A 24,713-nucleotide genomic window follows, 5' to 3' on the forward strand; every position below is an offset into this window, starting at 1 on the left:
GAAATAATTGTGAAATTCCTGCGGCTAATACTATTCATTTTTGAGTGATTTTACAGGATTCATAAGCGCTGCTCTGACGCTTTGGAAACTCACAGTAATTAAAGCAATGCTTACCGCCAGTGTTCCGGCCAGGAAGAAAACCCACCATTCAATTTCAATCCGGTAATTAAAGCCTTGCAGCCAGCGGCTCATCATGTACCAGGCAATAGGAGAGGCGATCAGGATGGCAAATAATACGGGTTTCAGAAAATCGCCTGATAGCAATGTTACTACGCTTTTCACAGATGCGCCGAGCACTTTCCGAACGCCGATTTCTTTGGTACGCTGCTCTGCCATAAATGTCGCCAGACCGAACAAGCCCAGACACGAAATGAATATGGCAACAGTTGTAAACGTTGTAAAAAGCACCTGTGTCCGTTGTTCGGCACGGTACATTGCATCAAAACTTTCATTCAGAAAAGAATATTCAAACGGCTGACCGGGTGCAATTTTCTTCCATTTATTTTCCAATGCGGATATTGAGGCGGCCATATCCGATGTTTCCAGTCGCAGCGACAGCGCATCACTGCTTTTGCCCGAGACAATATCAGCATCCAGCATGAAGCACAACGGTTCTATTCGGGTTCGCAGCGATTCGTAATGAAAATCTTTGACAACACCCACAATTGTTAATCTTTCACCGCCTTGCTTGTGAATGCTTTTTCCGATGGGTTCTTTGTAGCTAAGCTGTTTCGCGGCAGTCTCATTGATCACAACGCGGGATGAATCGGCCGCCTGGCCTTTTATGAAATTACGGCCTTGAACCAACACCATTTTATACGTCGCCAGGTAATCTTCATCAACTTCCCACTCCTGCATGGCCATCGAATATTTCTGGTCGGTTTGACTCTCGGGATACCAGTAGTCACCGTTCCGTTTGGAGGTTACGGGCAGAAAACTGCTGATACTCGCCGCCTTGACCTGTTCATCCTGCAAAGCAATTTCCTTAAAAGTGCGAAGCTGGTTTTCGGGTACTTCGGGTGTATTCAGGACAATTACCTGTTCTTTACCATAGCCCACATTTTTGCTTTGAATAAATTGCAGTTGCTGGTTAATCAGTAAAGTCGCAATGATCAGGATCACAGACATGGAGAATTGAAATACAACCAACGAACTGCGCAGACTTTGCCTTTTCGGATGTGAACCGGAGCCGTTTTTAATGGCCTTTGCAGGCTGAAACGAAGAAATGTAAAAAGCAGGATAGATCCCTGCCAATAAGCCAACAGCAACTGTGCCCAGGAACAAAAAGAAAGCAACCGGCAGCGTTGTAAACTCTGAGATCAACAGACTTTCGCCGGTTAATGAATTGAAAACAGGCAGCAGGCTAACCAAGCTTCCAATCGCAACGAGCAGAGAGATAAATGCGATCAGCATGGACTCAGACAAAAACTGATATATCAAACCAATGCGATTGGACCCCAGCACTTTCCGGACACCGATCTCCCGTGCACGTTTGATGGAGCGGGCCGTTGTCAAATTGATGAAATTCACAACTGCGATCATCAGTATGAACAGGGCGATGCCAGCGAAAATGTAAACATACTCTATGCTGCCGTTCGGCATCAGTTCACCTGCTCTGTTGGAATGTAAGTGAATGTCTGTCAGTGGGATTAACGAATAACGGAAGTAGTTGCCCTGCTTGCGAGCCTCGGCCAATGTAGTGTTGAAAAACCGTCGTAAGGCAGGATCAAGATAGGTTTGTAATACTTTTTCAAATTTGGCCTGGACGGCTTTTGGACTGGTTCCGGGTTTGAGCAGAATGTAGGTGTTAAAAATATGGTTTCCCCATTTGTCTGCTTTTGCGTCCCTGGTTTCCCAAAGCGGTAGAATGAAGTCGGCCTGGAAATGGGATTGTGCCGGAATGTCGCCGATGACAGCCGTTACTTGCCTGGACTCGTTATTATTGAAAGTCAAAACTTTGTTTAAGGCATGGGTTGAGCCAAAATACTTTCTGGCCATCCGCTCGGTGATGACCACGGAATTGGGTTTTGCTAAGGCTGTTGCTGGATTGCCCGATAGCATCTTCAATGTAAAAACACGAAATATAGTAGAATCGGCAAGCAAAATAGCCTGCTCTCGGACATTATCGCGCGTGCTTTTCACCAGGCAGTTCTGATATTTGCCCAACCGGACAGCCTCTTCCACTTCCGGGAATTCTGTTTTCAAAGTTGCGCCCAGCGGGGTAGGAGCGGCAGCCGTTTGCAGGCCTTGTAGGGAGAAGCTAATGTCGCTGTTTACTCGGTATATGCGTTCTGAATTTTCATTGTAACGATCAAAATTCAGCTCATTTTTAATGTAGAGACCAATAAAGAGTGTAATGGTCAGTGCGGTGGCTAACCCGGTAACCGTAATTGCAGAGTACCATTTATTTTGGATCAGGCTCCGCAGTGCCATTTTGATATAATTCCGTAGCAATCGCGTGGGTCGGTTAGGTTGGTCAGTATTCCTGATTGCAAAGTCAAGTATTATGCCATTGCGATAATCATCGATTTTATGTCGTAAAGCCCATGGCTGCCACAGAATTTGTCCGATTTCGGACAGTGGATAAGATGAATGTCCGTATTGAGCATTTGATCCGAAATAGTAATGCTCTCACGAATGAAAGCATTTCACTAGCAGGTAACAAAACCCTTCGCTTCAATAGTTTTCATCATTTTAGTATTTAATAACATGATGTGACTTTTGGTGATGTCGCTTCATTATAAAACCAATCAGGATAGATGATGACTCTGCGGTTCAAGCAAACATATAAGTCCTTGTATATCATTGTGCTACTGCTTATTTTGAAAGCAGCATTTAAACCAAATCAATGATTTTATACAATTTACTTTCCTGGGATACACAGAATTTTGTGTAAAAAAGGAAAGTAAAAAATGAAAACAACTCAAAACACGGAAATCGAAGTTGCCTTTCAGCTTCGGAAAAAGTATAAGACTATCAAAGGGCTGCGAATGGCTTACTTGGACTATGGCAAAGGTGATCCCATTATTTTTCTTCACGGCAACCCAACGTCAAGCTATATCTGGCGAAATGTTCTTCCATATGTACAGGATCTGGGACGGTGCATAGCTCCTGATCTGCCGGGCATGGGAGATTCGGGACATTTCAGCAATGCCTCGGATTATAATTTTGTTAATAACATGATGCATCTGGATATGCTTTTCAGCGCGCTCGGCATTCATGAAAATATCATTTTTGTGGCGCATGACTGGGGCTCGGCGCTCGCTTTTGACTGGGCAAGAAAACATCCTGGTGCCGTGAAAGGATTCGTGTATATGGAAGCCATTACCAGGCCACGCGCCTGGGACGAAGTACCCGGTGCAGCACGCGAAACTTTTCAAAAACTGCGGACCAGTGAAGGCGAAGAAATGGTGCTGATGAAGAACTCATTCATAGAGTTTAATTTGCCGAAAACGATCCTGCGCACATTGTCGGACAAAGAAATGGCGGAATACCGTCGCCCATTTTCTGAGCCCGGCGAAGACAGGCGGGCCATGCTCGCCTGAGCCCATTTATCAGGGCATTTGTGGTTGTGGAAAGCAACGGCTCCTTTGTGAACCGTTTGTTGCCGGATACTTCGGTTGTAGCAGCTATCCGCTTGCAGGGTCATGTCCATTATCAAGGGCAGAATGGCAACAATTGCCTCCCTGTGCTGTCGCTATCCGGACTGAGGAAATCTTTCAGGATTGCCGAATACGGCCATAACAGTGCTAATATTCTTGTCCAGTTTAAAGAAGGCGGCGCTGCTGCCTTCTTCCATCTGCCCATTCACGAATTGTTTGAACTGCATGTATCATTAGATCACTTTTTCAAGCCCTCCGAATTAATGTTTTTGCAAGAACAGCTGGAAGCAGCTGAATCCATTCAAGGCAAAGTCAATATTGTACAGAAGTTTTTTATTGCAAGGATTCGGTGTCAAAAAAAGGATCTGCTCATTACGCACTCTGTTGAAAAAATAAAGGCTGTCAAAGGAATGCTCAGTGTAAAGGAATTGTCTGATAACCTGCACGTTAGTTTAGATGTTTTTGAAAAACGATTTCGAAAGACCGTCGGGACAACGCCGAAGCAATTTGCTGATATAGTCCGTATGAAAGCGCTCATCGGGCAGGTATCGGAAAATGGGCCGCTTCTTAATTCAGCTCTGGATGCAGGTTTCTTTGATCAATCGCACTTTATCAGAAACTTTAAAAAGTTCACCGGGCAGACTCCGAAAGAATTTTTTAATATATCGCGGTTACATTAGCATTCCAAACCCACCACATTCAACGCCTTTTGCTTGTAGCTGGCCAGTTTTGCTTTGGCGATGGCGGGTTCTTTGATCATGCTTAAATAAAAATAGGCGCCATCCAGGATCGTAAATATAAGATCGGCGCATTCGTAGGGATTGTCAACGGAAAGGCTTCCGTCTTCATTGCATGCCTCAATCAGCTCGGAAAGTTTATGTCTGAGGCTTTCCAGGAGGGATTTGTATCTCATTTTAATTTTCTCGTCTCTAAACGACAACGCATAGCAGCTGTAAAAAAGCCCGTCGTCAAATAAGGTATCCCACTTTTTTGAAAAAAGATTATCGATCACTTTCAGCAGAATGGTTTTCGAATTCTTGGCAGATTTTCCCGGCACATTGAAAATCGGCGTGTAGCGGTCGAGAATGAAGTCGATCAGGGCGTAGCTCAGCTCTTCTTTATTTTGAAAATAATGAATGATAAGGCTCGGGTTCACATCCATCTCCTTGGCTATCTTGGCGATAGACGTATTTTCGAGTCCCTCTATCTTTGCCAATTTATAAAATGCCAGAATAATTTCCTGCTGTCGGGCCCCTTTGAGGCTTTTTCTTCCCATGCCTGAGTTTTGATTTGAATCCGCGATAATACAAAAGAAAAACATTAGAGTAGAATACTATACCCGCGTATTTTTATTGAATGAACGTTCAATCAAAATAATGACAAATTGTTAACATTCCCTTAAAACGTATGTCCTCCTGAATCAGCAATTTTGCGAAGAATAAAACGGTCGTTTTCGGCCGTAGTCATCATTTTAACCAAATCATTTGTATGGCGCAAAATCTATCTAAATTGTTTAAAAAGCATCGGTCGGTTTGCCTGTTGTGGCTGCTGACGGCTTTATTGGGAGGCTCGGCGCTCCAATCCTTTGCGCAGGGCGAGGTGCGGGGAGTGATCAAATCGGCTGACGGCAGCGGCGTGCTGCCCGGCGTGAATGTACTGGTGAAAGGAACGCAGCAAGGAACCGTTTCCGACGGCGAGGGAAAATATGTCCTGCGCGGTTTACAGCCCGATGCCATTCTTGTTTTCTCATTCATAGGTTACAAACCGCAGGAAGCAACGGTAGGCAAGGCAACATCCCTGGACATTACCCTCGAACTGGATGCTGCCAACCTGCACGAAGTGGTCGTGGTGGGTTATGGTGCCCAGAAAAAGGAAAACCTTTCGGGAGCGGTGGACGTGGTAGACAGCAAAATGCTGGAAGCCAGGCCAATCCAGAATGTAGCGCAGGGTTTGCAAGGCGCAGTTCCCAACCTTAACATTGACTTCGTAAGCGGCGAGCCGGGGCAGGCTCCCAACATCAACATCCGTGGTTTTACTTCCATTAATGGTGGTAACCCGCTGATTTTAGTTGATAATGTGCCGATGGACGCGGCGGAGCTGAGTTTCATTGCGCCTTCGGACATTAAGAGTATTTCGGTTTTGAAAGATGCTTCTTCGGCAGCCATTTACGGAGCGCGTGCGGCCTACGGCGTGATCCTTATTACGACTAAAACCGGCACAGGGGAAAAGATGAGCATCAACTACTCTAACAACTTTTCATTCGGTAAACCCACCGTGCTTCCCAACAAAGTGATTGATCCGTATATATACATGCGTTTGCTTGAAACTTCGACGGATAACACGCCCTGGGACAACGTTAATTACACGGCGAGCCAGTATGCCTGGGCCAAAGACCGCTCAGACAACCCCTCCGGAACCGATCCGATCCGCCTGAACCCGGTCGATAATTCGCTTTATGAATACATGGGTAACACGGACTGGACCAAATATTTCCTGGATAATTTTACGCTTTCGCAGCGCCACAACATTTCGCTTGCCGGGAAATCGGGTAAGACAACTTATTATTTATCAGGCGCGTATGATTCTCAGAATGGTGCGTTGAAAATTGCAGAGGACAAATTCGACCGTTACACCACGCGTGGCAAGGTTAACTTCCAGCCTTACAAATGGCTTTCCATCGGAAACAACACTTCCATTGCCCTGACTGAAAGAGCCAAACCGTATCAACTCTCGATCCAAAGGCTTTATGACCTGTTCCCTACATCGGTGGATAAAAATCCGGACGGAACCTGGGCCAATACGGATGTGGGCAGAGTAGCGGCGCAGCTGACGGAAGGCGGTCGTTCACTCAAAAAGGACAATATGTTTCAGACGACTTTCAATGCGGAAATGTCCTTTTTTGAAGATATGCTGAAATTTAATTCTGATTTCACTACGCGGAGAGAGAACATTAATTACGCGGGAAACCAGTCCAAAGTGCGGATCGGATATGGGCCGTCGGACATTCGCGAAGAGGGCAATAATATTGCCTACCGCAGAGCGGATAATGTTAACTACACTGTTTTTAATGCTTATGCGACCTTTAACAAGGCCTTAGGATTTCACAGTCTGAATGCCATAGCAGGTTACAACCAGGAGTCAAACCGGGCTGAGTATTTCGAGGCGCAGAAAGCGGGTGTTATTTCTGCTTCCTTACCAAGCATAGGCCTGGCAACTGGCGAGGCACTTGTGGGTGAGGGAATCCGTGAGTGGGCGATCCGGGGCGCGTTTTACCGTTTGAACTACATTTATAAAGACAAATACATTGTCGAGTTCAATGGTCGTTACGACGGTTCTTCCAAGTTCCCGAAGGACAAGCGTTTTGGTTTCTTCCCGTCGGCGTCGGCGGCCTGGAAAGTAGACGGTGAGGAGTTTTGGAAGCCAGTGTCGAAGGTTGTAAACCATTTTAAGATCCGTGGATCCTACGGTTTGCTGGGTAACCAGTTTGTGAGTGAATACGGCTACATCGCCAAGATGGGGACTAAGAGAGGCCAATACATTGTAGACGGCAACGTGCCGCAAGTGGTAACTTCGGACGCACCGGTTTCACCTAATTATACCTGGGAAAAAGTAACGTCCGCCAATATAGGCGCTGATCTTGGCTTTTTTCAACACAAAATCACGGCTTCATTTGACTATTACAGCCGGGATACTAAGGGAATGCTCACGCAGGGCCGCGATCTTCCGGACGTGCTCGGTGCGGCTGAGCCGAGAGAAAATGCGGCAGACCTGAGAACAAAAGGTTGGGAACTGTCCGTGGGTTATGATGAAGATTTCAATGTAGGCGGAAAAAACCTGCGCTTCAACAGCAAGTTCACATTGGGCGACAGCCGTTCAACGATCACGGGCTTCGACAACCCGAACAAGAATTTGACCCAATATTACAAAGGTATGGAGCTTGGTGAAATGTGGGGACTGAAAAGCGATGGCCTTTTCCAGACGCAGGACGAGATCAGCAAGCTCGACCAAACGCAGATCATTCCCTGGGGTGCATTGTCGGTTGTGCCGGGCTGGCCTAAATATCAGGACCTGGATGGCAATGGTAAAATAGAAAAAGGGACGACAGTGGATAATGCCAAAGACCTTTCAAGGATCGGCAATGTTACGCCGAGGCTTCGTTTTGGGTTGAATCTGGGCGCAGAATGGAATGGTTTTGATTTCCGCGCATTCTTCCAGGGCATTGGTAAAATGGATTATTATCCACTCAATTATCTCTATTGGGGCTTTTACCAGCAGCCATATGCCGGCGGATACGCGCATTTGCTCGATTTTTACCGCGGCGCGGCTGATAGCGATGTCCTGCGCGGACAACATTCGCAGTCCTATATCAACGCCGGCCTGGCCGATGCCAACACCGACGCGAAGTTCCCCGTATTACAATCCTGGCTTGCAGACAGAAACCTGGGCGAACGGGTGGACCAGTCGCAAGGGCTTGCCATTCCGCAGACACGTTACATGCTGAGCGGCGCTTATGTGAGACTCAAAAACATTACGATCGGTTATACATTCCCATCGGCAATGCTGCAAAAAATCAAGGTTTCGAGACTGCGCATTTATGCAAGCGGCGAAAACCTGGCGGAGCTATCGCAGGTGAAGAAGTTCTTTGACCCGGAATCCATAACGGATAATGTCGATAAAGTAGACCCTTCCAAAAGCACTTCAAGCGGCTGGGGATATGCTTATCCGTTCCAGCGGAAATTCTCATTCGGATTGGAACTGCAGTTTTAATTTAAATAAGATCTTAAAATGAAAAAATATATTCAATTGCTGCTGGCAGCCGGTCTGCTAACCGTTGTTTCGGGCTGTAATGATGAGTTCCTGGACCGCGTTCCGCAAACGGAAATTTCAAAAGATAAATATTTCAACAGCGAGCAGGACCTCGAAACCTACATCCTGGGCCTGTACGATTTCGGCGGAACTGGCATTTACGTCGATGATGCTTCTACCGACAATGCTGCCACCACCGGCGCAACGGAGATCAAGAGCATTATGGTAGGAAACCCTTCATCGGCCACGGTCAATGCAGGTTGGGATTGGACAGCATTGCGCAACATTAATTTTTTCCTGGACAATTTCCGCAAAGCACCGATCAGCGAAGAGGCGCTCAACCATTACGAAGGCCTCGCGCGATTTTTTCGTGCCAGATTTTATATGGAAAAAGTGAAGCGTTACTCCAATGTGCCCTGGTATGACCACGTGCTCGCAACCAATGACGAAGCGCTTAACAAGCCGCAGGATAACCGGGAATTTGTGATTGGTAAAATATTTGAAGACTATGCTTTCGCCGCGCGGCATGTGCGTGACGACAACCGGTCGGGTGCGGTCAACAATGCCACTGTGCTTACTTACCAGGCCCGGCATGCTTTATACGAAGGCACTTTCCGCAAATATCATAGCGAGCTTAACCTGCAAGCCTCTGCAAACGGCTTCTTGCAAATTGCCAGGGACGCTGCGAAAAAAGTGATTGACAGCGGTGATTACTCGGTCCATAGCACCGGCAAACCAATGGAAGATTACGCTTCGCTATTCAATAATACCAGTCTTGAAAGTAATGCAGAGGTGATCCTGGGTACATTTAATGAACAGGATAAGATCAATAGCGGCTGGTGGGGTGCATTTATGTTCGGGAATTACGAAGCCAGTCCCGCGCGTGATTTGCTGCAAACGTATCTCATGAAGGATGGCACGCCTTTCACAAACCAGGCCGGTTATGCTGCAAAGCTTTTTACCGAAGAATTCAAAAACCGGGATCCGCGCCTCTACCAGACATTCGCTTACCCAGGTTGGGAACTGGTGAATGCGACCACTTATTCGCAGGGAGCCGGGATTTATATTCAGCAGTTTGCCAAGAATCAGTCGGGTTATCACCAGTTAAAGGGTTTTGTAAACCAAAAAGAAGTGGCAGTTGCCAACAGCCTGGACACGCCATTGCTGCGTTATGCGGAAGTGTTGCTCACTTACGCAGAAGCGAAAGCAGAACTAAACGAGCTGACGCAAGCCGATCTGGATCTTTCTGTAAATAAGGTTCGTGCCCGGGCCGGGATGCCTAAGCTGACATTGAATGCCACAGCGGATGCCACATTGAAATCGCAATATCCATCCGCAACCAGCAGCACCCTGGGCGCATTGCTCGAAATACGCCGCGAAAGGCGCGTTGAGCTGGCTATGGAAGGTTTCAGATACGACGACCTTATGCGCTGGAACGCCGGAAAGCTCATTGAAAAAGAACCGGAAGGATTATACTTTCCCGGCCTGGGCAACTACGACCTTACCGGCGATGGTGTCGTGGATGTAAAACTGATCCCCGTATCCTCAGCCATTCCGGCCGAGGCCAACAAAGAATCCAATTCGTTGGGCAAGAAGTTGATCTATTACCGTGTAGGCCCGGTTGGCAGCGATGCATCCTTTTTCCTGAAAAACGGAACCAGCGGCACCATCGTTACCGACCCGGAAAGAGGCACATTCCAGGAACCAAAATACTATTACCGACCCGTACCCAAGTCACAAGTAACGCTTAACCCGAATTTGAAGCAGTATTTTGGCTGGGAGTAGTTATCTTACTGCCGAGATTGACGGCGCAAGCGGTGACAACTGGCCCGTTACCAACCCTGTCACCTTGAGCGGAGCGGGCCGCCGGGCGGCCGAAGGGCAGAACCGCGATGTCAGTTCCTCTGTCACCCTGAGCGGACCGGGCCGCCGGGCGGCCGAAGGGGGCGTTACTACTTGGCAGCAACGCCCCTTCGGCTCCGCTCAGGGTGACAGAGGATGTTACAAACCACATTAAATAAACAAGGCCAACCACCCAAAAACCCACAAACCCAATGTCCCCAAAACAAGCCATTTCCATAATCCTAACCCTCTTCATCTTCCACCAGACCGCTGCTCAGACTAAGAACAAATCCCTCTTCGTCATCGTGGATGGTATTTCATATGAGCAGTTGAAAAAAGTGGCGACGCCTAATCTGGATGCGATTGCGAAAGTGGGAGGGATGACGCGGGCCTATGTGGGGGGTGAGAAAAAGACATATTCACAAACGCCGACGATTTCGGCCGTAGGTTACAATAGCCTGCTAACCGGCACGTGGGTGAACAAGCATAATGTCTGGGATAACGACATTAAGGCTCCCAATTACCAGTACTGGACTATTTTCAGGTTTTTGCGTGAAACCTATCCTGCCAAAAAAACAGCCATTTTTTCCACCTGGCTTGACAACCGCACGAAGCTGATCGGGACGGGTTTGCCGGAAACGGGGAAGATGAAGATGGATTATTTTTTCGATGGTTTTGAGCTCGATACCATCAATTTTCCGCACGATAAAGGCGCACAATACATCAGCAAGATCGACGGGAAAGTTGTGGACGAAGCAGCTGCCAACATCAAAAGTGAAGCGCCGGATCTTTCCTGGGTTTACCTGGAATTTACGGACGATATGGGCCATCGCTATGGCAATAGTCCGCAGTTTTTTGATGCTGTAAAAAGAATGGATGCGCAAATGGGCCAGCTATGGGAAGCGGTGAAAGAGAGAGAGAGCAAGCATGGTGAAAACTGGCAGCTATTTATCACCACGGATCACGGAAGGGGAGAGCCGGCTGGCAAGGACCACGGCGGCCAGTCCGATGCCGAGCGCAGCACCTGGATTGTCACAAATGCCAAAGAACTGAACCCTTATTTTACCAAATCTGCACAAAACAAGCAGATTCCGGCTATCGTGGACATTATGCCGACCATGGCACGGCACCTGGATCTGAAAATCCCCAAAGAGCAGCGCTTCGAGCTGGACGGCATCCCTTTAACAGGCAAAATTTCCATCACCGATCTGGCTGTAAATAAGGAATCGGACAACATTCTTCTAAGCTGGCTGCCGCAGGAAAAAGATGGCGAGGTGAAGATCTGGCTTGCAGTAACCAACAAATTCGAAACCGGCGGCAGCGACCTTTACATGCTCATGAAACAACTCCCCGTGTCGGAAGGAAAAGCATCATTAGATATCAGCAAATTCCCGAAAGGATTTTACAAGGTGGTTGTCGAAGGAAAATACAATGTGGTCAACCGCTGGATTGTGGAGCAGTAACACTGAATGTTTCGCCTTAAACTATTAAACTTTACTTCCCGGTCTCAGAATTTGGTGCATCCACCGGTTTTGATTCCGGGGAGCCTTTCTGGCGCAGGAAAATAGTCAATATTACAATGCTGGCTATGGATAGGAATTCGCTCTGCCAGTTTTGGAATGTTTCGAACCAAAAGTTGGCTTGCAGCAGATAATCACCAATTGAATCTTTTGCCTTCCCAAGTAAAACCTGCTGCTCATTATGGTCCACCCAGCTTCCATACAAGTGCAGCCCCCAACTGATGATAAAGAGGATCCCGAACACCAGGGACAATGAATTTTCATAAAGCTTCAATATAAATCCGCCTTTTCGGACCGGCCAGGGCGCATCCGGTCCCGGCTTAGGCTCGCGATCCACTTCTTCCGGCTCATCAAGGGATTTTGATTCTGCGGAACCTTGCTGGCGAAGTCCTACCGTAAGTATTACGTAAAGGGCCATTTGCAAAAACTCACTTTCAAAATTTTCGAAAGTTGCAGAAATAAAATGCCCGGTCTGAAGATAACTGAGGAAGGTGATTGCCGCTGCCTGTTCCTGTTCAAGCTCTGAGTTGTGTTCGTGCCAGCCTGTTACAGCCTGCGCACCGAGCGTTATAATAAAAAGAGCCACAAAAAGAAGGCCTAAGCCGTTTCTGTATAAAAATGAATGCTGCTTGTTGGCCTGGCCCATTTGTGTTTGGTATATGAAAGGTTATGTTCTTATTACGTTCGTAAAATAGCGGCATATCAAAAAGTTTGCCAGTGCTTCTGCAAGTTTTGAACAGCGCTTTGGAAAAGCCGGCACAGTGGCACTGTTTTTTACTAAAAGCGGTCTTATAACCAATATAATGCATGCAGTATTCGAAAACCCCTCCCGCCAAAGCCATTTTCCTGGACAAAGACGGGACGCTTGTAAAAGACGTTCCCTATAATGTTGATCCTGCACTAGTAACATTCGAATCGGGAGTTTTTGAAGGCCTTGGTGCGTTGCAGGAAGAGGGATTCAAACTTGTGATCATTTCCAATCAATCCGGGCTTGCCTTACAAAAGTTTTCCCTAAGTAAATTGCACGAGCTGATCGACCATTTCAATTTCATTTTCGAGCAGAACGGGCTTGCACTTTCTGGATTTTACTATTGTCCGCATGCACCGTCAGAAGGCAGTGAAACCTGTACATGCCGCAAGCCGCAGCCTGGGTTATTATTTCAAGCAGCAGAAAACTTGAACATTGACCTGGCGCGATCCTGGATGATTGGGGACATTCTCAATGATGCAGAGGCGGGTAACCGTGCTGGTTGCCGAAGCATTTTAATCAATAACGGAAATGAAACGGAATGGCTGAAAGGCCCTTTCCGGGAGCCCGATTACACGACACCTTTCTTCCTGGACGCTGCAAGCCACATTATTGCAAACGAAAACACCATTGCCCATGCCTGAGCAAACACTTGAAAACATACTCTGCATCCGGGCCGACAATATGGGCGACGTCATCATGACCGCACCCGCCATTCGCGCATTGAAAGAGACATTCGGAAGCCGCATAACCCTGCTCACCTCAAAAGCGGGCTCGCTCATCGGGCCTTATTTGGATTGCATCGATGACCTGATCGTATCCGACCTGCCCTGGGTGCAGAGTGCGGGCAGCAGCAGCGGTGCATTGGCTGCAGGAATTGAGGAGTTAAAAAGCAGGAATTTTGATGCAGCTATCATTTTTACCGTTTACAGTCAAAGTGCTCTGCCAGCCGCTATGCTCGTGTATATGGCCGATATCCCTGTACGCCTGGCTTATGCGCGGGAAAATCCTTATCAACTGCTCACACACTGGCTCCCAGATCCGGAGCCCTATCAGCAAATATCCCATCAGGTTAAGCGTGATCTTGAACTGGTTGCTCAATTGGGAGCCGTTACCGCGGACGACCGCCTTTTACTCGGGATCGAACCTTTGAATCGGGCTTCCTTATTTCGTAAACTTTCTATTGTGACCAGTTCCTTGGAGCGGCCATACATGATACTGCATCCGGGTGTGTCCGAAGCGAAAAGAGAATACCCGACAGAATACTGGATAGAAGCGGGAAAGCAGATTGCGGAAAAATATGGTTTGCAGATCTTCATAACCGGATCTGCTGCTGAGCGGGAACCGGCCGAAATGATCAGCCTGGGAATCGGGAAACCGGCAGTGTCGGTTGCGGGAATGCTTTCAATAGGGGAATTTGCAGCGTTTATTGGGCAGGCGACTTGCGTCGTTTCGGTTAATACTGCCACAATCCACATAGCAGCGGCAATGCAAACGCCTCAGGTTGTTTTGTATGCGGAAACCAACCCGCAGCACACGCCGTGGAAGTCGGATTACCGGATCTTACCGTTTTCGGTTCCCGCCCATTTGCAAAGCCGTAACACCGTCATTCAATATGTTTCAAAAAAACTATACACCGAACACATTCCTTATCCCACGCCGGAAATGATTTTATCTGCGCTCGAAACCTTAATCCCTGAAAGTGACATCAGAGTGTGAAATGCTTAACTGGTTATTTCGATCCACCGTTCTCAGAAAAAACTTGCATACAGAATGCAATGTCGACTTCATTAGCTCGTGTTCAATCGGTTTGATCACATAAGCATCCGCGCCGCGCTTGTAACATTGTATGATCTTTTCTTCCGAGTTATCGCTGCTCATTACTACCACAGGAATGTCTTTGAGATGAACGTGCTCCGGCTTGGACGGCTGTTTGAGCAGCGTAAGAAGCTGCATTCCGCTCATACCCGGCATATTTAGATCGAGAATGATAAGCCCGGGAAACAGGTGATTATCATGCCGCTGCGATAAAGCATCGAGATGGCGGTACAGGGACCGGCCATCTTCGAAAAACTTTACACGATACGATTTATCAAACTGTTTGAAAATATTATAAAGCAAAAAATGTAAATCCGGGTTATCGTCTACTATAAATAATTCGGTGTCCATACTAATGATTCCCCTGGTTATTGTTTTAATGTATTGCCAAGAAGTATTATGCAAATTCCATTAAAAGTATGCCCGGACTCCTGGATCGCCGGGCTGCATTTTTCAGTGAGGAACAGAACTGTCAGACAAGGTGCGGAATGACATTTTTTCCGAATTTCTCTATAAAAAGCTTTTGTTCCAGATTTACATTATGCAGGTAAAGGTGCGTAACTCCTGCCGCAATGTCCTGCGAAAGCCATTCCGTGTGCTGGTCGAGACTGTCCGACACCCTTACTGCCTGCATCATATCCTCCGGCCGGACCATTAAGCCCGTAGAATCGAAACCTGCCGGGGAACGGATGTCAGCCAGGAGCGAGGATGGGAAGACATTGTTACGCCATTGCTGGTGCGCGCCTAACAATGCCCTTTCAAGGGTAACATCATAGGACAGCTGCACTTTCAGGTAAACAGGTTTGCCTTCCCCGCCTCCACGGTGAAATGCTTCTACCATTCGGGCCAGCTCCGCGGGCGGGCGCGATGTTGTGATCATGCCATCCGCCCATCCGCCGACCCATTCAGCCGTTTGCTCAGTAATTGCGGCGCCGATTACATCTGGCATGTATCCCGGTAACGTATAAAGTTTTGCGTCGTATACATTAATCAACCCGTTATTTGTAACGGTTTCGCCGGCCCACAAGGCACGCATAATGTCCACAGACTCTTTCAGGCGCTGATTGCGTTCCATTTTGGAAGGCCACTTTTCGCCATTGATATGTTCATTTAAAAACTGGCCGCTCCCCGTCGCGATCCAAAACCGGCGCGGGAACATTTCGCAAAGGGTAGCCACCGCTTGCGCAATAATGGCAGGGTGATAACGCTGCCCGGGCGCGTTAACAATCCCGAAACTAAGATTGGTCGCCTGCATTGCAGCTCCCAGCCAGCTCCATGCAAATCCGCTTTCACCCTGGGCTTCGCTCCATGGGTAAAAATGGTCGGAACTAAGCGCCGTTGTAAATCCTGCGGCTTGCGCCAGCTGCACAAACTCGGTAAGCTGACTGGGTCTGAATTGTTCGTGGGAAGCGTGGTAACCTATTTGTATATCTTTCATGCCGGTCGATATTTTTGATTTGGTCTTGCATTTTCGTCAATGCGGAAAAGTTGCAATTAAAAATCGTTCCACAACTTTTGGGAGTAAGCCTCTGGGTGGGATTTTTAACTGGCGGCGCGAAAATTGCATTAAATGTGCCTTCACCATAACCGCATCGGTTCATTTCCGACCATTACCTTGACATTAGCCGGAAAAGGCTTAAAATTCGCAGGCCACAGTTCCTACCAGCGACTGACAACGGCTTTGCACAAACTGTTAGGCGCATCGGACAGCACCTCGCAAGTCTCATATGGATAAGCAGATCAACAGCGTGGAATTGGCATGGTTTGTTTAACATTCAAAAATTCAAATCTTAAACTGAGAAACTATGTTTGATGAATTGCTGAATCTGATAAAACAAAACGGACAACAGGCGGTTGTTGAAAATAACGAAGTGCCCAACGAGCACAACGAAGCCGTAATGCAAGAGGCACAGACGTCCATAGTGGATGGTTTGAGTAACATAAAGGAGCCGGATCAGGTAAATAGTCTGTTCGAATCCGTGCGAAGCGGGCAGGCGGAAAGCAACCCGGCCGTGCAGCAGATGACAAATAATTTTTCCGGTAATATCATGCAGAAGTTCGGCATCAACGGAAGCACAGCGGCATCGATTGCCGCCGCAATCATTCCTGTTGTTCTTGCCAAAATGGCCAACAGAGGCGGCCAGGGCGGAGCAGGCGGATTCGACTTAGGCGGACTTCTGGGCTCACTCACCGGCGGAAAATTCGGCGGAGGCATGGGCGGAACCACCACATCATCCAGCGGCGGCTTAGGCGGAAACCTGGGCAGCATGGGCGCCAAGCTAGGCCTCGATAAGGATGGAGACGGAGATGTTGATCTGAATGATCTGACTAAGATGTTTAAGTAAGGGGAAAGCCCTGTCAGCTCAGGCTGACAGGGCATTTAACATTAACATTTATCTTACATTAAAACCCATATCTCAACCCAAGCTGGATCTGGTAGGGGTTACCGTTCAGGCTGGATACTCCTGTTCCGGCTCCGATGTTGTATACGAACTGCTCTTTTGCGCGGTCGAAGCTTTTGATTGAGTAAAGATTTTGCTTACCCAGGTTTTTGCCTACACCCCAGTCGTGGTTCAATAGGTTGGCTACGTTGAAAATATCAACAGACGCTTCCAATCCGTGGTCACCGAAAAGTTTGAAACGTTTGGCAAGACGCAAGTCGAACACGCCATAGAAATCATTGATACCACCATTACGCTCGGCCATTTTGCCCATATCCCTTTTGATATAATCCTTAATGCTCTGCTCTGCGTCCGGGTTGTCAAGGATTGTCTGGATTCCTTTGCGGATGTATTCCGGCGTTTCAGGACTGTTAGGATTATAAATGTAAGCCAGGTCGTTGGATGATACGAAGTCACCATTCATGTTACCGCTTACTGCCATCGAGTAACGCGTTCCACCGATTCCAGAGTAACGCAAACCGATTGTTACACCATAAATGCTCGGCGCTGTTCCGTAGAATACGATTTTGCTGCGGAACTGGTTGTTGGCATAAGCCATTTTGCTCAAATCACGTGGATCATCGGCAACCATCAAATCCAGTGTTGCTGTGTTGGCCACGTTTCCGTTGTAAGAAGTGTTGTCTTTCGAGTCATTCCATGTGTAAGAAGCAGTGATCTGACCGTCTTTGAAATATCTGTAAGTTCCGTCGATAACAACTGCATACTGGTTTTTCTTGCCTTCGCTGTTCAATTCAAGCACGCGACCTACGTTTTTGGTCTTGCGGCTGTTCAGCCAGTTGGTAGCTCCATTTTTTTCAGTAATCGTATTGGCAGGCACATATACGCCACGGTTAGCTTCTGCTGCGATGCGGAAGAAAGGATCTTCCACCATGTTGCGGTCTACATACATATAGTTGTTGCGCGCCCATGATGCATACCCGCTCACACCTACACGCAGACGATCGCTGAAAAAGTGGTTGTAAGAGAAGTTAGTCTTATATACAACCGGGATTTTTGCGTCCTTGCTGTTCGTGTTGATTGTCACCAGTCTCTCGATGCCTTGAATATTGAAAAGCTCTGCACCTGGCGCCGTTGAAGGATCTGCACGGTAGCCCGGGAAGTTTGGTTTTGGAACCAGGTCACCCTGGATTTCGACCGAAGCAACCCTTGTTCCGTCAAACAACATATTGTTGATCATCGAGTAAGGGTTCAAAGCCGAACCAAAAACACCCGCACCGAAACGAACGATATCCTTGCTTTGCTCATTTACGTCCCATGTAAATTGTACACGTGGCTGCAATTGCGTGGTGTTGATCACATTATCCGTGCGCAATCTCAGCTCGTCAAAAACCACCTGGCTGAAATTCGCTTTGTTCAGATATTGTGTGTTATCCAGACGCAGACCGGCCATCATTTCAAGACCAAGCGCCAGCTTTGTATCCATTTGTGCATAAACACCTGTGCTCAAAGAATTAACAACATTGCTAGGATCGTCCAGTAAGTTGATTTCCCTTGCATAGCGGTAAGGAGTCTGGTTGGCAAAATTTTCAAGACCTGTGAAGTAAAAACGGCCGTTCATCTCGCTTCCGTAACGCGATTTCATGCGGTTGTACATCAGGTCAAGGCCGAATGTAAAGTTGATCTTACCTGTGCTGTAATAGAAGTTATCCACCAACTGAACCACCGTTCCTTTAAACCATTCAGGTGAGAAACGCTGACCACCGATCTGGATAGAAGTGTTGTAAGTGCTGGATCCTGCAACAGACTGAACGTTTTCAACGATCGCACGGGGAATCCCGTCCGAAGGAAGTTCAGAGCTTGGAATGATAGCCTGATCTTCATAAAAATGCTGCAATTTCAGCTCATTGGTGATTTTCGGATTCACAATCGTCCGCAATGACGCCATAATGCTGTTGTCAAATCTTTTACGGTCGATGTAGGATTCATAAGCATTGATACCGCTGTTGTCACCTTCTGAAAGCGCATCGTTTTCGATCACCATGTTGTTACGCAAAGTCAAAAGGTTTTTCGAATTCAGCTGCCAGTCGATTTTTGCGAAGATAGCGTCCGTTCCTTTTTTCTTTCCAAATGCACCAAACTGCGGGTTGTTCGAAACACCATATTTGTCTCTGGCAATAGCCGAGAACTGGTCGAGGGTTGCCTGCGTCACCTTATTTGCCGCTTCATCCGCCGGAGACTGAATGTTGGCAATGTATAAAGGACGTGAGTCAGCCTGGTGATCCCATGCTACGAAGAAATGAGCTTTGTCTTTTTTGATCGCTCCTCCCAAAGAGGCACCATATTGATATGTAGAGAAATCCTGCACTCTCTTGTTTCCTCTCAAATCATAACCGCTTGAAAGCCAGTCGGTACGCATGAATGTAAATGCACTTCCCGAAAGCTTGTTCGTTCCTGACTTGGTCACAGTACTGATTGTACCACCACCTGAACGGCCCATTGTTACGTCATATTCATTCGTTACCACCTTGAATTCACGGATCGCTTCCATAGAAATCGAGTAAGCGCCCTGTGTTGCGCCTCCCGCAATGGTCCCGCGGGATGTCATACCATCCAATGTATAGTTGGTAGAAGAGGCAAGTTGTCCGCCCAGGCTGCTTCCGTTGCTCAATGGAGAAAGGTCGATGAGCGAAGTAAAGTTACGGCCGTTTACAGGTAGTTTGGCAATGTCCTTTGCCGTGATCGGTGTAGAGGCACCTAACGTTACTACGGTGTTTTTCAGCGAATTGGCCTTGATATCAACGGCTTGCAATTCGTTAGCGCTGCTTTCCATGGCGAAGTTCAGTCTCAGCTGATCGCCCTGGTTGAGTGCGTATCCCGTTTTCTTTTGTTCTCCAAAACCAATAAAAGAAACGGTGATGGAGTAAGGTGAGCCAAGCGGTAATTGCTTGATAATGTAGTCGCCATTCATATCCGTAACCGTACCCGCCTGGAAGCCGGTAGATTCATTTCTGACCAGAACGGTCGCGCCCGGGATCGGGCCAGCATTCACTTCAGAGACTTTCCCAATGATGGTTGCTTCGTTCCCCTGCGCATAAAGGCCGGCCGAACAGAAGATCATTGCGAATGCCACAATAAGTCCGGTAATTAATCGATTCATTTTTTGGTGAGTTAATTGAGTAATAGTTGTGATTGGATAAAATTCGCCTCGTCAGGGCAGGGAGGTTTAACGCCCGCAAAAGTAGACAGGCAATGTTAAGGCTGTGTTAAGGGTGGATTAACCAATAATTAACCTTCTGGGTGGCGCGATGAATGTGGGAAATAATAGTTTCACGCCGGTTTGCGGCACAGTTATTTGATGGCGGGACGTATTCAACCAACCGATATCTCAGCTATGCAGATCATAACGTTTCTTTCGCTGCTGCTCTTTTTTTCTGTTTTAAAAACCAATTCACATGCCCAGGAAATTCCTAGATACGTGAAAGTGCCAGCTGGCTTTCTAATGGTCCTTCGGCAGGGGGATGATGTTTTTGCTGAATTGGAAAAGCTAGCCGAGAAAGAAAAAGTCCCTTCTGCAAACCTGAGCGGAATGGGTTTCGTAAATGTGAAATTCGGTTTCTTCAACTTTGATACGAAGGAGTACGATCCAAAGGAATTCAAAGATGTGGAGCTTGCCTCCATGAGCGGCTCCCTCGCCTGGAAAGAAGGAAAGCCGTCCCTGCATTGTCACGGAACCGTCACTGGAAAAGACTTCACCGCTCATGGTGGCCATATGCTCGGCGCCACAGTTAGCACCGGCTCCGTCGAGATCATCATCACCGTCAATGACAAAAGACTGGAACGCGTCACCGAACAGCCGCTGGGGGCGAATGTGCTTCGTTTGGAGTGAGGTTTGTCCTACACGTCTTCATTAAGTTATTTTCCCAACCGCGGCAGCGCGTTCCACCAAGCCAGTAACTTCCTGGTTAATTCGTCCCGCTTCTTGATATTGCTGGATGCCGTTGTCGCTGGTGAAGATGATAATAGTGTTTTCAAAGAGTCCGCGCGCTTTCAGGCCGTCGATGAGGCGGCCGATCTGGATGTCATATTCTTTGAGCATGCGTTTGAATGCGGCTTCTGACTGAGGTTTCAATGTTTCTTCGCCTACTCCCGGCTCCGGGACCCAGGGCGTGTGTACATCGTCGGGCCAGAGATTTACAAAGCAGGGCTGGTCTCGGTGCCGACTCATGAAATCCAATGTTTTATCAATGAAGTATGCGGTGCGGTTCCATCTCTTAGACTGCAAGTTTATCGATATAAGGTGTAGGAACCATGCTGCCGCCGAACGCGCCAATATCGCCGACGCCCATATCGTCGGTCAAAATAATAATCACGTTAGGCCGCGACTTTCCTTTTTCTGCATGCTGAGGTTGCGCCAAAACCGGCAAACATTGAAATATAAGCCAAAGTGGTGCTGCTACAACTTTAAGCAGATTTATTCCTTTCATCGGATAATAAAGGTTTGGTTTTCGCACAAGCTTCAAAGCTGGGAAATCATTGGCGAAAAGTCAATTCACCGAAATAGATCTGCCGCCGATTTGCATAGATCCTGTACAATTCCAATACAATATTGTCCTCGTTATCGACGGGGACAATCAATGAATAAGACAAATAAAATTATTATTCTATAAATTCGATAGAGATTAGATATTTAATCCCTTTTTAATAAATTTGTGCAGGAATTGTGAACGCCTGGTGCGTTGAACTTAACATTACTCATCTTACTAAAATACAATTCATGAAAACAAGATTTCTATATCTATTATTCCTGACGTTTCTCGCGACGGGATCTGTCATTGCCCAGCAAAGGGTCATAAGCGGTATCATCACGGATGCCAATGACGGCTCGCCGCTTCCCGGTGCATCGGTGGCGGTAAAAGGAACCTCGTCGGGAACGCTTTCCGATGCAGACGGTGCTTTCAGTTTAAGCGTCAACGATGATGCGGCTATCCTCGTCGTTTCTTTTATCGGTTACCTGGCCCAGGATGTGGCGATTGGCAATGGCGATAAAATTGCCGTTGCATTGAAAGCCGACACCCGGATCCTGAACGAAGTGGTGGTGACAGCACTCGGGATCTCGCGGGAGAAGCGGGCATTGGGTTATGCCGTCCAGGAAGTTAAAGGTGAGGCGTTGCAAACGCGTCCTACCAATGCATTGAGCGCGCTTTCCGGTAAAGTGGCTGGCTTGCAGGTTGTTACCTCGGGTGGTAACATGGGCGGTTCGTCTCGTGTGCTTTTGCGGGGGGTTAATTCTATTTCTGGAAATAACCAGCCATTATATGTGATCGACGGAACGCCAATCGACAATGCGGACCTGAACAGTGCGGCTACCAGCTCTGGAAGCGGCGGAAAGGACGTGGGAAACATGATCCAGGACCTTAACCCGGATGATATCGAGAACATTTCGGTGCTGAAAGGACCTTCGGCGGCGGCTCTTTATGGAACCAGGGCGGCGAACGGGGTCATTTTGATCACAACCAAAAAAGGAAAAGAAAACAGTAAGGTTAACATTACGCTGAACACGGGCATCGAATTTGAGCAGATCGTGCGGTTGCCCAAGCGTCAGAAATTATATGGCGGCGGTTTTTCAAGCACATTTCAGCAGGCGAACATTGGCGGCAAAGATTACAACATTGCAGAATATGCCGTAGACGAAAGCTGGGGGCCGAAGCTGGACGGAACGCCCGTGCTGCATTGGTATAACCTTGATCCTGAAAATACGGCGGATTACCTGAACCCGCAACCATGGAGTTATCCTAAAAACGACGTCCATACATTCTTTGAAACGGGAGTTGCCAATACCAACAGCCTTTCCGTAAGCGGTGGCAATGCGAACTCGACTTACAGGCTTTCCTATACCAATAAAAATGTAAAGGGAACGGTGCCGAATTCGTCGTTGAAAAGAAATTCGATCAACTTTTCAGGATCGACGCAACTGGGTAAGTTGAAGGTTTACAACAATTTTAACTATATCAAAAACCAGTCGACGGGCCGGCCATGGACGGGTGCTACGAATAGGAACATTATCCTGGAAGCATTCCAGTGGGGCGCTGTGCAGGTGGATTACGAAAAGCTGAAAAACTATAAGAGGGCCGACGGAACGCAGATTTTATGGAACCGTAGCGGCTATCAGAACACGCCTGCGGGAGAGGCTGCCAAGTTCATCGATAACCCTTACTGGTCGGCATACGAAAGTTACCTGGACGAAAACCGCGACCGTTTCTATGGTAACGTTGGCTTGGTTTACGACGTGAACAGCTGGCTGAAAGTGAGCGGAAAAGTAAATGCGGATGTTTACAATTATCAATATCAGGACCGCATTGCAGTGTATTCGCGGACGCAGTCGCAATACCAGGAGTATATCAATAATTTCAGCGAGTTCAACTATGAGCTGCTAGCTTCGGCTAACAAAAGCTGGGGTGATATCTCACTGAATGTGAACGCGGGAGGTAACATTATGAGCCAGAAACGCCGAGTGAGCGACGCTGTAACACAAGGTGGATTAATCATTCCTGAATATTACAACCTTAAAAATGCAAGCTCTGTTCTGGTGAATTCCAATGCTTACCGCAAGCAGATCAACTCACTTTTTGCGAGTTTCTCCCTGGGTTGGAAAAGTTTACTTTTTGTAGACGGAACATTGCGTAACGACTGGTCGTCTACATTGCCGGTTGCCAGAAATTCCTTTGCATATCCTTCATTAACAACCAGTTTGATCCTCAGCGAGCTGAACGGGATCGAAGATTGGACTTGGCTTGACTTTGCGAAAGTTCGTCTGGGCTGGGCGCAGGTGGGTAATGACACGGACCCATACCAGTTGCAGCGTGCCTATGAAGCTTCGCAGTCATTTGACGGATTGGCTTCTTACAAACTGCCTACACAGCTCAACAACCAAGCTTTGAAACCTGAGATCACAAGCTCCTGGGAAACCGGTCTGAGCGTTCAGGCATTTAAGAACAGGGTAGGATTGGACGTGACTTATTATGATAATGTCAGCCGCAACCAGATCATTAACATTCCCGTTTCTTCGGCATTTGGATATGATTCCAAGGTGATTAATGCAGGTAAGATCAATAACAAAGGGGTGGAAGTAACATTAACCGGCACGCCGATCCGGCAGAACGGTTTTGAATGGAATTCGAGCCTGAACTGGTCGCGCAACCGCAATAAGGTGATTTCGCTTGCGCCGGGTGTAAACACATTCCAGCTAGCCAACAGCCTGGTAACATTGGTTGCACGGGAAGGGCAGCCTTACGGGCAGATATTGGGAAATGATTTCATTTACGCATCCGATGGCCAGAAAGTCATTAAGGCGGACGGAACTTACGACCGCGGCCAGCAACTGACGCCGCTGGGAAGTGTTTTACCAAAATATCTTTTCGGTTTCCAGAACAGCTTTACCTATAAGAACTTCAACCTGGGCTTCCTGGTGGATGGCCGCGTAGGTGGAAAATTCTTCTCGCAAACCTATAAGGTGGGTATGTATGCCGGCGTCCTGGACAAAACGGCTGCCAACAATGTGCGTGAAACCGGTGTGGTGCTGGAAGGTGTGAAAGGAACAGTGAAATACAATGCAGACGGCTCCTACGAAGTTACAAACACAACACAAAACGACACACGCATCACTGCACAAGCCTGGGCGCGTGGTGAATACAGCGGCCCGACGCCCCAGACGATCTTCGATGCAACATTTGTAAAGCTGAGAGAAGTTACATTCGGTTATAGCCTGCCATTGACCAACAAAACAGTGAAATCAATTTATTTCGGTCTGTACGGCCGCAACCTGGCCAACATTTATACCGCCAGTAAATACATTGATCCTGAATTCACAAGCAGCGGCGGGAACATTCAGGGACTTGAAGGCGGAAGCATTCCGGTGCCTGCTACTTACGGCTTGAACGTGAATGTGAAGTTTTAATTTAAAGTTTAAAAGAGAAGA

Annotated in this window: 18 protein-coding genes; 10 read left to right on the forward strand and 8 right to left on the reverse strand. The window is 47.6% G+C overall.

From position 1 onward, the window contains the following. Window positions 1-30: 30 nt before the first annotated feature. Window positions 31-2,433, reverse strand: a complete 2,403-nt coding sequence (locus tag LZG74_RS17900) for an ABC transporter permease (protein ID WP_233797899.1) — start codon at window positions 2,431-2,433, stop codon at window positions 31-33. Between the two features lie 479 nt (window positions 2,434-2,912). On the opposite strand from LZG74_RS17900, the gene LZG74_RS17905 reads away from it, so the two are divergent. Then, on the forward strand, window positions 2,913-3,545 hold the full coding sequence (locus tag LZG74_RS17905) for a haloalkane dehalogenase (RefSeq protein ID WP_233797900.1): 633 nt from the start codon (window positions 2,913-2,915) through the stop codon (window positions 3,543-3,545). A gap of 26 nt (window positions 3,546-3,571) precedes the next feature. Further along, window positions 3,572-4,282, forward strand: a complete 711-nt coding sequence (locus LZG74_RS26410; protein WP_233797901.1) for a helix-turn-helix transcriptional regulator — start codon at window positions 3,572-3,574, stop codon at window positions 4,280-4,282. On the opposite strand, the gene LZG74_RS17915 is transcribed toward LZG74_RS26410, so the two are convergent. Beyond that, window positions 4,279-4,878 (reverse strand): TetR family transcriptional regulator, encoded by a 600-nt coding sequence (locus LZG74_RS17915; protein WP_233797902.1) that lies wholly within the window; start codon window positions 4,876-4,878, stop codon window positions 4,279-4,281. The genes LZG74_RS26410 and LZG74_RS17915 overlap by 4 nt on opposite strands. A gap of 212 nt (window positions 4,879-5,090) precedes the next feature. Between LZG74_RS17915 and LZG74_RS17920 the strand changes: the two genes are divergently transcribed. The 3 genes from LZG74_RS17920 (at window position 5,091) to LZG74_RS17930 (ending at window position 11,713) form a co-directional block, all read left to right on the forward strand. Next, on the forward strand, window positions 5,091-8,369 hold the full coding sequence (locus tag LZG74_RS17920) for a TonB-dependent receptor (RefSeq protein ID WP_233797903.1): 3,279 nt from the start codon (window positions 5,091-5,093) through the stop codon (window positions 8,367-8,369). Between the two features lie 18 nt (window positions 8,370-8,387). Continuing rightward, window positions 8,388-10,193 (forward strand): RagB/SusD family nutrient uptake outer membrane protein, encoded by a 1,806-nt coding sequence (locus LZG74_RS17925; protein ID WP_233797904.1) that lies wholly within the window; start codon window positions 8,388-8,390, stop codon window positions 10,191-10,193. 269 nt (window positions 10,194-10,462) lie between these two features. Next, window positions 10,463-11,713, forward strand: a complete 1,251-nt coding sequence (locus tag LZG74_RS17930) for an alkaline phosphatase family protein (protein ID WP_233797905.1) — start codon at window positions 10,463-10,465, stop codon at window positions 11,711-11,713. 31 nt (window positions 11,714-11,744) lie between these two features. On the opposite strand, the gene LZG74_RS17935 is transcribed toward LZG74_RS17930, so the two are convergent. Further along, window positions 11,745-12,416, reverse strand: a complete 672-nt coding sequence (locus tag LZG74_RS17935; RefSeq protein WP_233797906.1) for a DUF6766 family protein — start codon at window positions 12,414-12,416, stop codon at window positions 11,745-11,747. A 161-nt stretch (window positions 12,417-12,577) separates the two neighbouring features. Here LZG74_RS17935 and LZG74_RS17940 point away from each other — a divergent pair, with 161 nt between their 5' ends. Together LZG74_RS17940 and LZG74_RS17945 are read left to right on the forward strand one after the other, a co-directional pair. After that, complete coding sequence (locus tag LZG74_RS17940; RefSeq protein WP_233797907.1) at window positions 12,578-13,162, forward strand: HAD-IIIA family hydrolase; 585 nt, start codon at window positions 12,578-12,580, stop codon at window positions 13,160-13,162. Further along, window positions 13,155-14,237, forward strand: a complete 1,083-nt coding sequence (locus LZG74_RS17945) for a glycosyltransferase family 9 protein (protein ID WP_233797908.1) — start codon at window positions 13,155-13,157, stop codon at window positions 14,235-14,237. Before LZG74_RS17940 ends, LZG74_RS17945 begins: the two co-directional genes overlap by 8 nt. Here LZG74_RS17945 and LZG74_RS17950 read toward each other — a convergent pair. After that, entirely contained in the window at window positions 14,208-14,687 is a 480-nt protein-coding gene (locus tag LZG74_RS17950) for a response regulator (protein WP_233797909.1), read from the reverse strand. The genes LZG74_RS17945 and LZG74_RS17950 overlap by 30 nt on opposite strands. A gap of 121 nt (window positions 14,688-14,808) precedes the next feature. Continuing rightward, the gene (locus tag LZG74_RS17955; RefSeq protein ID WP_233797910.1) at window positions 14,809-15,774 is read right to left on the reverse strand and encodes a TIGR03885 family FMN-dependent LLM class oxidoreductase; all 966 of its coding nucleotides are present in this window, start codon (window positions 15,772-15,774) and stop codon (window positions 14,809-14,811) included. A 367-nt stretch (window positions 15,775-16,141) separates the two neighbouring features. On the opposite strand from LZG74_RS17955, the gene LZG74_RS17960 reads away from it, so the two are divergent. Then, window positions 16,142-16,681 carry a hypothetical protein gene (locus tag LZG74_RS17960; protein ID WP_233797911.1) on the forward strand — a complete coding sequence of 180 codons (540 nt, stop codon included), beginning with the start codon at window positions 16,142-16,144 and terminating at the stop codon, window positions 16,679-16,681. Between the two features lie 58 nt (window positions 16,682-16,739). Here LZG74_RS17960 and LZG74_RS17965 read toward each other — a convergent pair whose 3' ends face one another. After that, window positions 16,740-19,895: a TonB-dependent receptor gene (locus tag LZG74_RS17965; RefSeq protein ID WP_233797912.1), complete on the reverse strand. Its 3,156-nt coding sequence runs from the start codon at window positions 19,893-19,895 to the stop codon at window positions 16,740-16,742. A gap of 234 nt (window positions 19,896-20,129) precedes the next feature. Here LZG74_RS17965 and LZG74_RS17970 point away from each other — a divergent pair, with 234 nt between their 5' ends. Further along, on the forward strand, window positions 20,130-20,624 hold the full coding sequence (locus tag LZG74_RS17970; protein ID WP_233797913.1) for a PPC domain-containing DNA-binding protein: 495 nt from the start codon (window positions 20,130-20,132) through the stop codon (window positions 20,622-20,624). Window positions 20,625-20,645: 21 nt separating this feature from the next. Here the strand turns inward: LZG74_RS17970 and LZG74_RS17975 are convergent, their stop codons facing one another. Both LZG74_RS17975 and LZG74_RS17980 read right to left on the reverse strand, forming a co-directional pair. After that, window positions 20,646-20,963: a sulfatase-like hydrolase/transferase gene (locus LZG74_RS17975; protein WP_233797914.1), complete on the reverse strand. Its 318-nt coding sequence runs from the start codon at window positions 20,961-20,963 to the stop codon at window positions 20,646-20,648. A 46-nt stretch (window positions 20,964-21,009) separates the two neighbouring features. After that, on the reverse strand, window positions 21,010-21,222 hold the full coding sequence (locus LZG74_RS17980; RefSeq protein WP_233797915.1) for a sulfatase-like hydrolase/transferase: 213 nt from the start codon (window positions 21,220-21,222) through the stop codon (window positions 21,010-21,012). Window positions 21,223-21,512: 290 nt separating this feature from the next. Here LZG74_RS17980 and LZG74_RS17985 point away from each other — a divergent pair, with 290 nt between their 5' ends. Next, a complete protein-coding gene (locus LZG74_RS17985; RefSeq protein ID WP_233797916.1) occupies window positions 21,513-24,692 on the forward strand; it encodes a SusC/RagA family TonB-linked outer membrane protein in 3,180 nt (1,059 codons plus the stop codon). Window positions 24,693-24,713 lie beyond the last annotated feature (21 nt).

The organism is Dyadobacter sp. CY327 (genome assembly GCF_021390415.1).
Lineage (GTDB): Bacteria > Bacteroidota > Bacteroidia > Cytophagales > Spirosomataceae > Dyadobacter > Dyadobacter chenhuakuii.

Coding starts and splice junctions, on each gene's coding strand:
- LZG74_RS17960 (WP_233797911.1), top strand. CDS start 16,142: ATGTTTGATGAATTGCTGAATCTGATAAAACAAAACGGACAACAGGCG.
- LZG74_RS17905 (WP_233797900.1), top strand. CDS start 2,913: ATGAAAACAACTCAAAACACGGAAATCGAAGTTGCCTTTCAGCTTCGG.
- LZG74_RS17970 (WP_233797913.1), top strand. CDS start 20,130: ATGCAGATCATAACGTTTCTTTCGCTGCTGCTCTTTTTTTCTGTTTTA.
- LZG74_RS17980 (WP_233797915.1), bottom strand. CDS start 21,222: ATGAAAGGAATAAATCTGCTTAAAGTTGTAGCAGCACCACTTTGGCTT.
- LZG74_RS17945 (WP_233797908.1), top strand. CDS start 13,155: ATGCCTGAGCAAACACTTGAAAACATACTCTGCATCCGGGCCGACAAT.
- LZG74_RS17920 (WP_233797903.1), top strand. CDS start 5,091: ATGGCGCAAAATCTATCTAAATTGTTTAAAAAGCATCGGTCGGTTTGC.
- LZG74_RS17950 (WP_233797909.1), bottom strand. CDS start 14,687: ATGGACACCGAATTATTTATAGTAGACGATAACCCGGATTTACATTTT.
- LZG74_RS17975 (WP_233797914.1), bottom strand. CDS start 20,963: ATGAGTCGGCACCGAGACCAGCCCTGCTTTGTAAATCTCTGGCCCGAC.
- LZG74_RS17935 (WP_233797906.1), bottom strand. CDS start 12,416: ATGGGCCAGGCCAACAAGCAGCATTCATTTTTATACAGAAACGGCTTA.
- LZG74_RS17925 (WP_233797904.1), top strand. CDS start 8,388: ATGAAAAAATATATTCAATTGCTGCTGGCAGCCGGTCTGCTAACCGTT.
- LZG74_RS17915 (WP_233797902.1), bottom strand. CDS start 4,878: ATGGGAAGAAAAAGCCTCAAAGGGGCCCGACAGCAGGAAATTATTCTG.
- LZG74_RS17930 (WP_233797905.1), top strand. CDS start 10,463: ATGTCCCCAAAACAAGCCATTTCCATAATCCTAACCCTCTTCATCTTC.
- LZG74_RS17965 (WP_233797912.1), bottom strand. CDS start 19,895: ATGAATCGATTAATTACCGGACTTATTGTGGCATTCGCAATGATCTTC.
- LZG74_RS17985 (WP_233797916.1), top strand. CDS start 21,513: ATGAAAACAAGATTTCTATATCTATTATTCCTGACGTTTCTCGCGACG.
- LZG74_RS17955 (WP_233797910.1), bottom strand. CDS start 15,774: ATGAAAGATATACAAATAGGTTACCACGCTTCCCACGAACAATTCAGA.
- LZG74_RS17900 (WP_233797899.1), bottom strand. CDS start 2,433: ATGGCACTGCGGAGCCTGATCCAAAATAAATGGTACTCTGCAATTACG.
- LZG74_RS17940 (WP_233797907.1), top strand. CDS start 12,578: ATGCAGTATTCGAAAACCCCTCCCGCCAAAGCCATTTTCCTGGACAAA.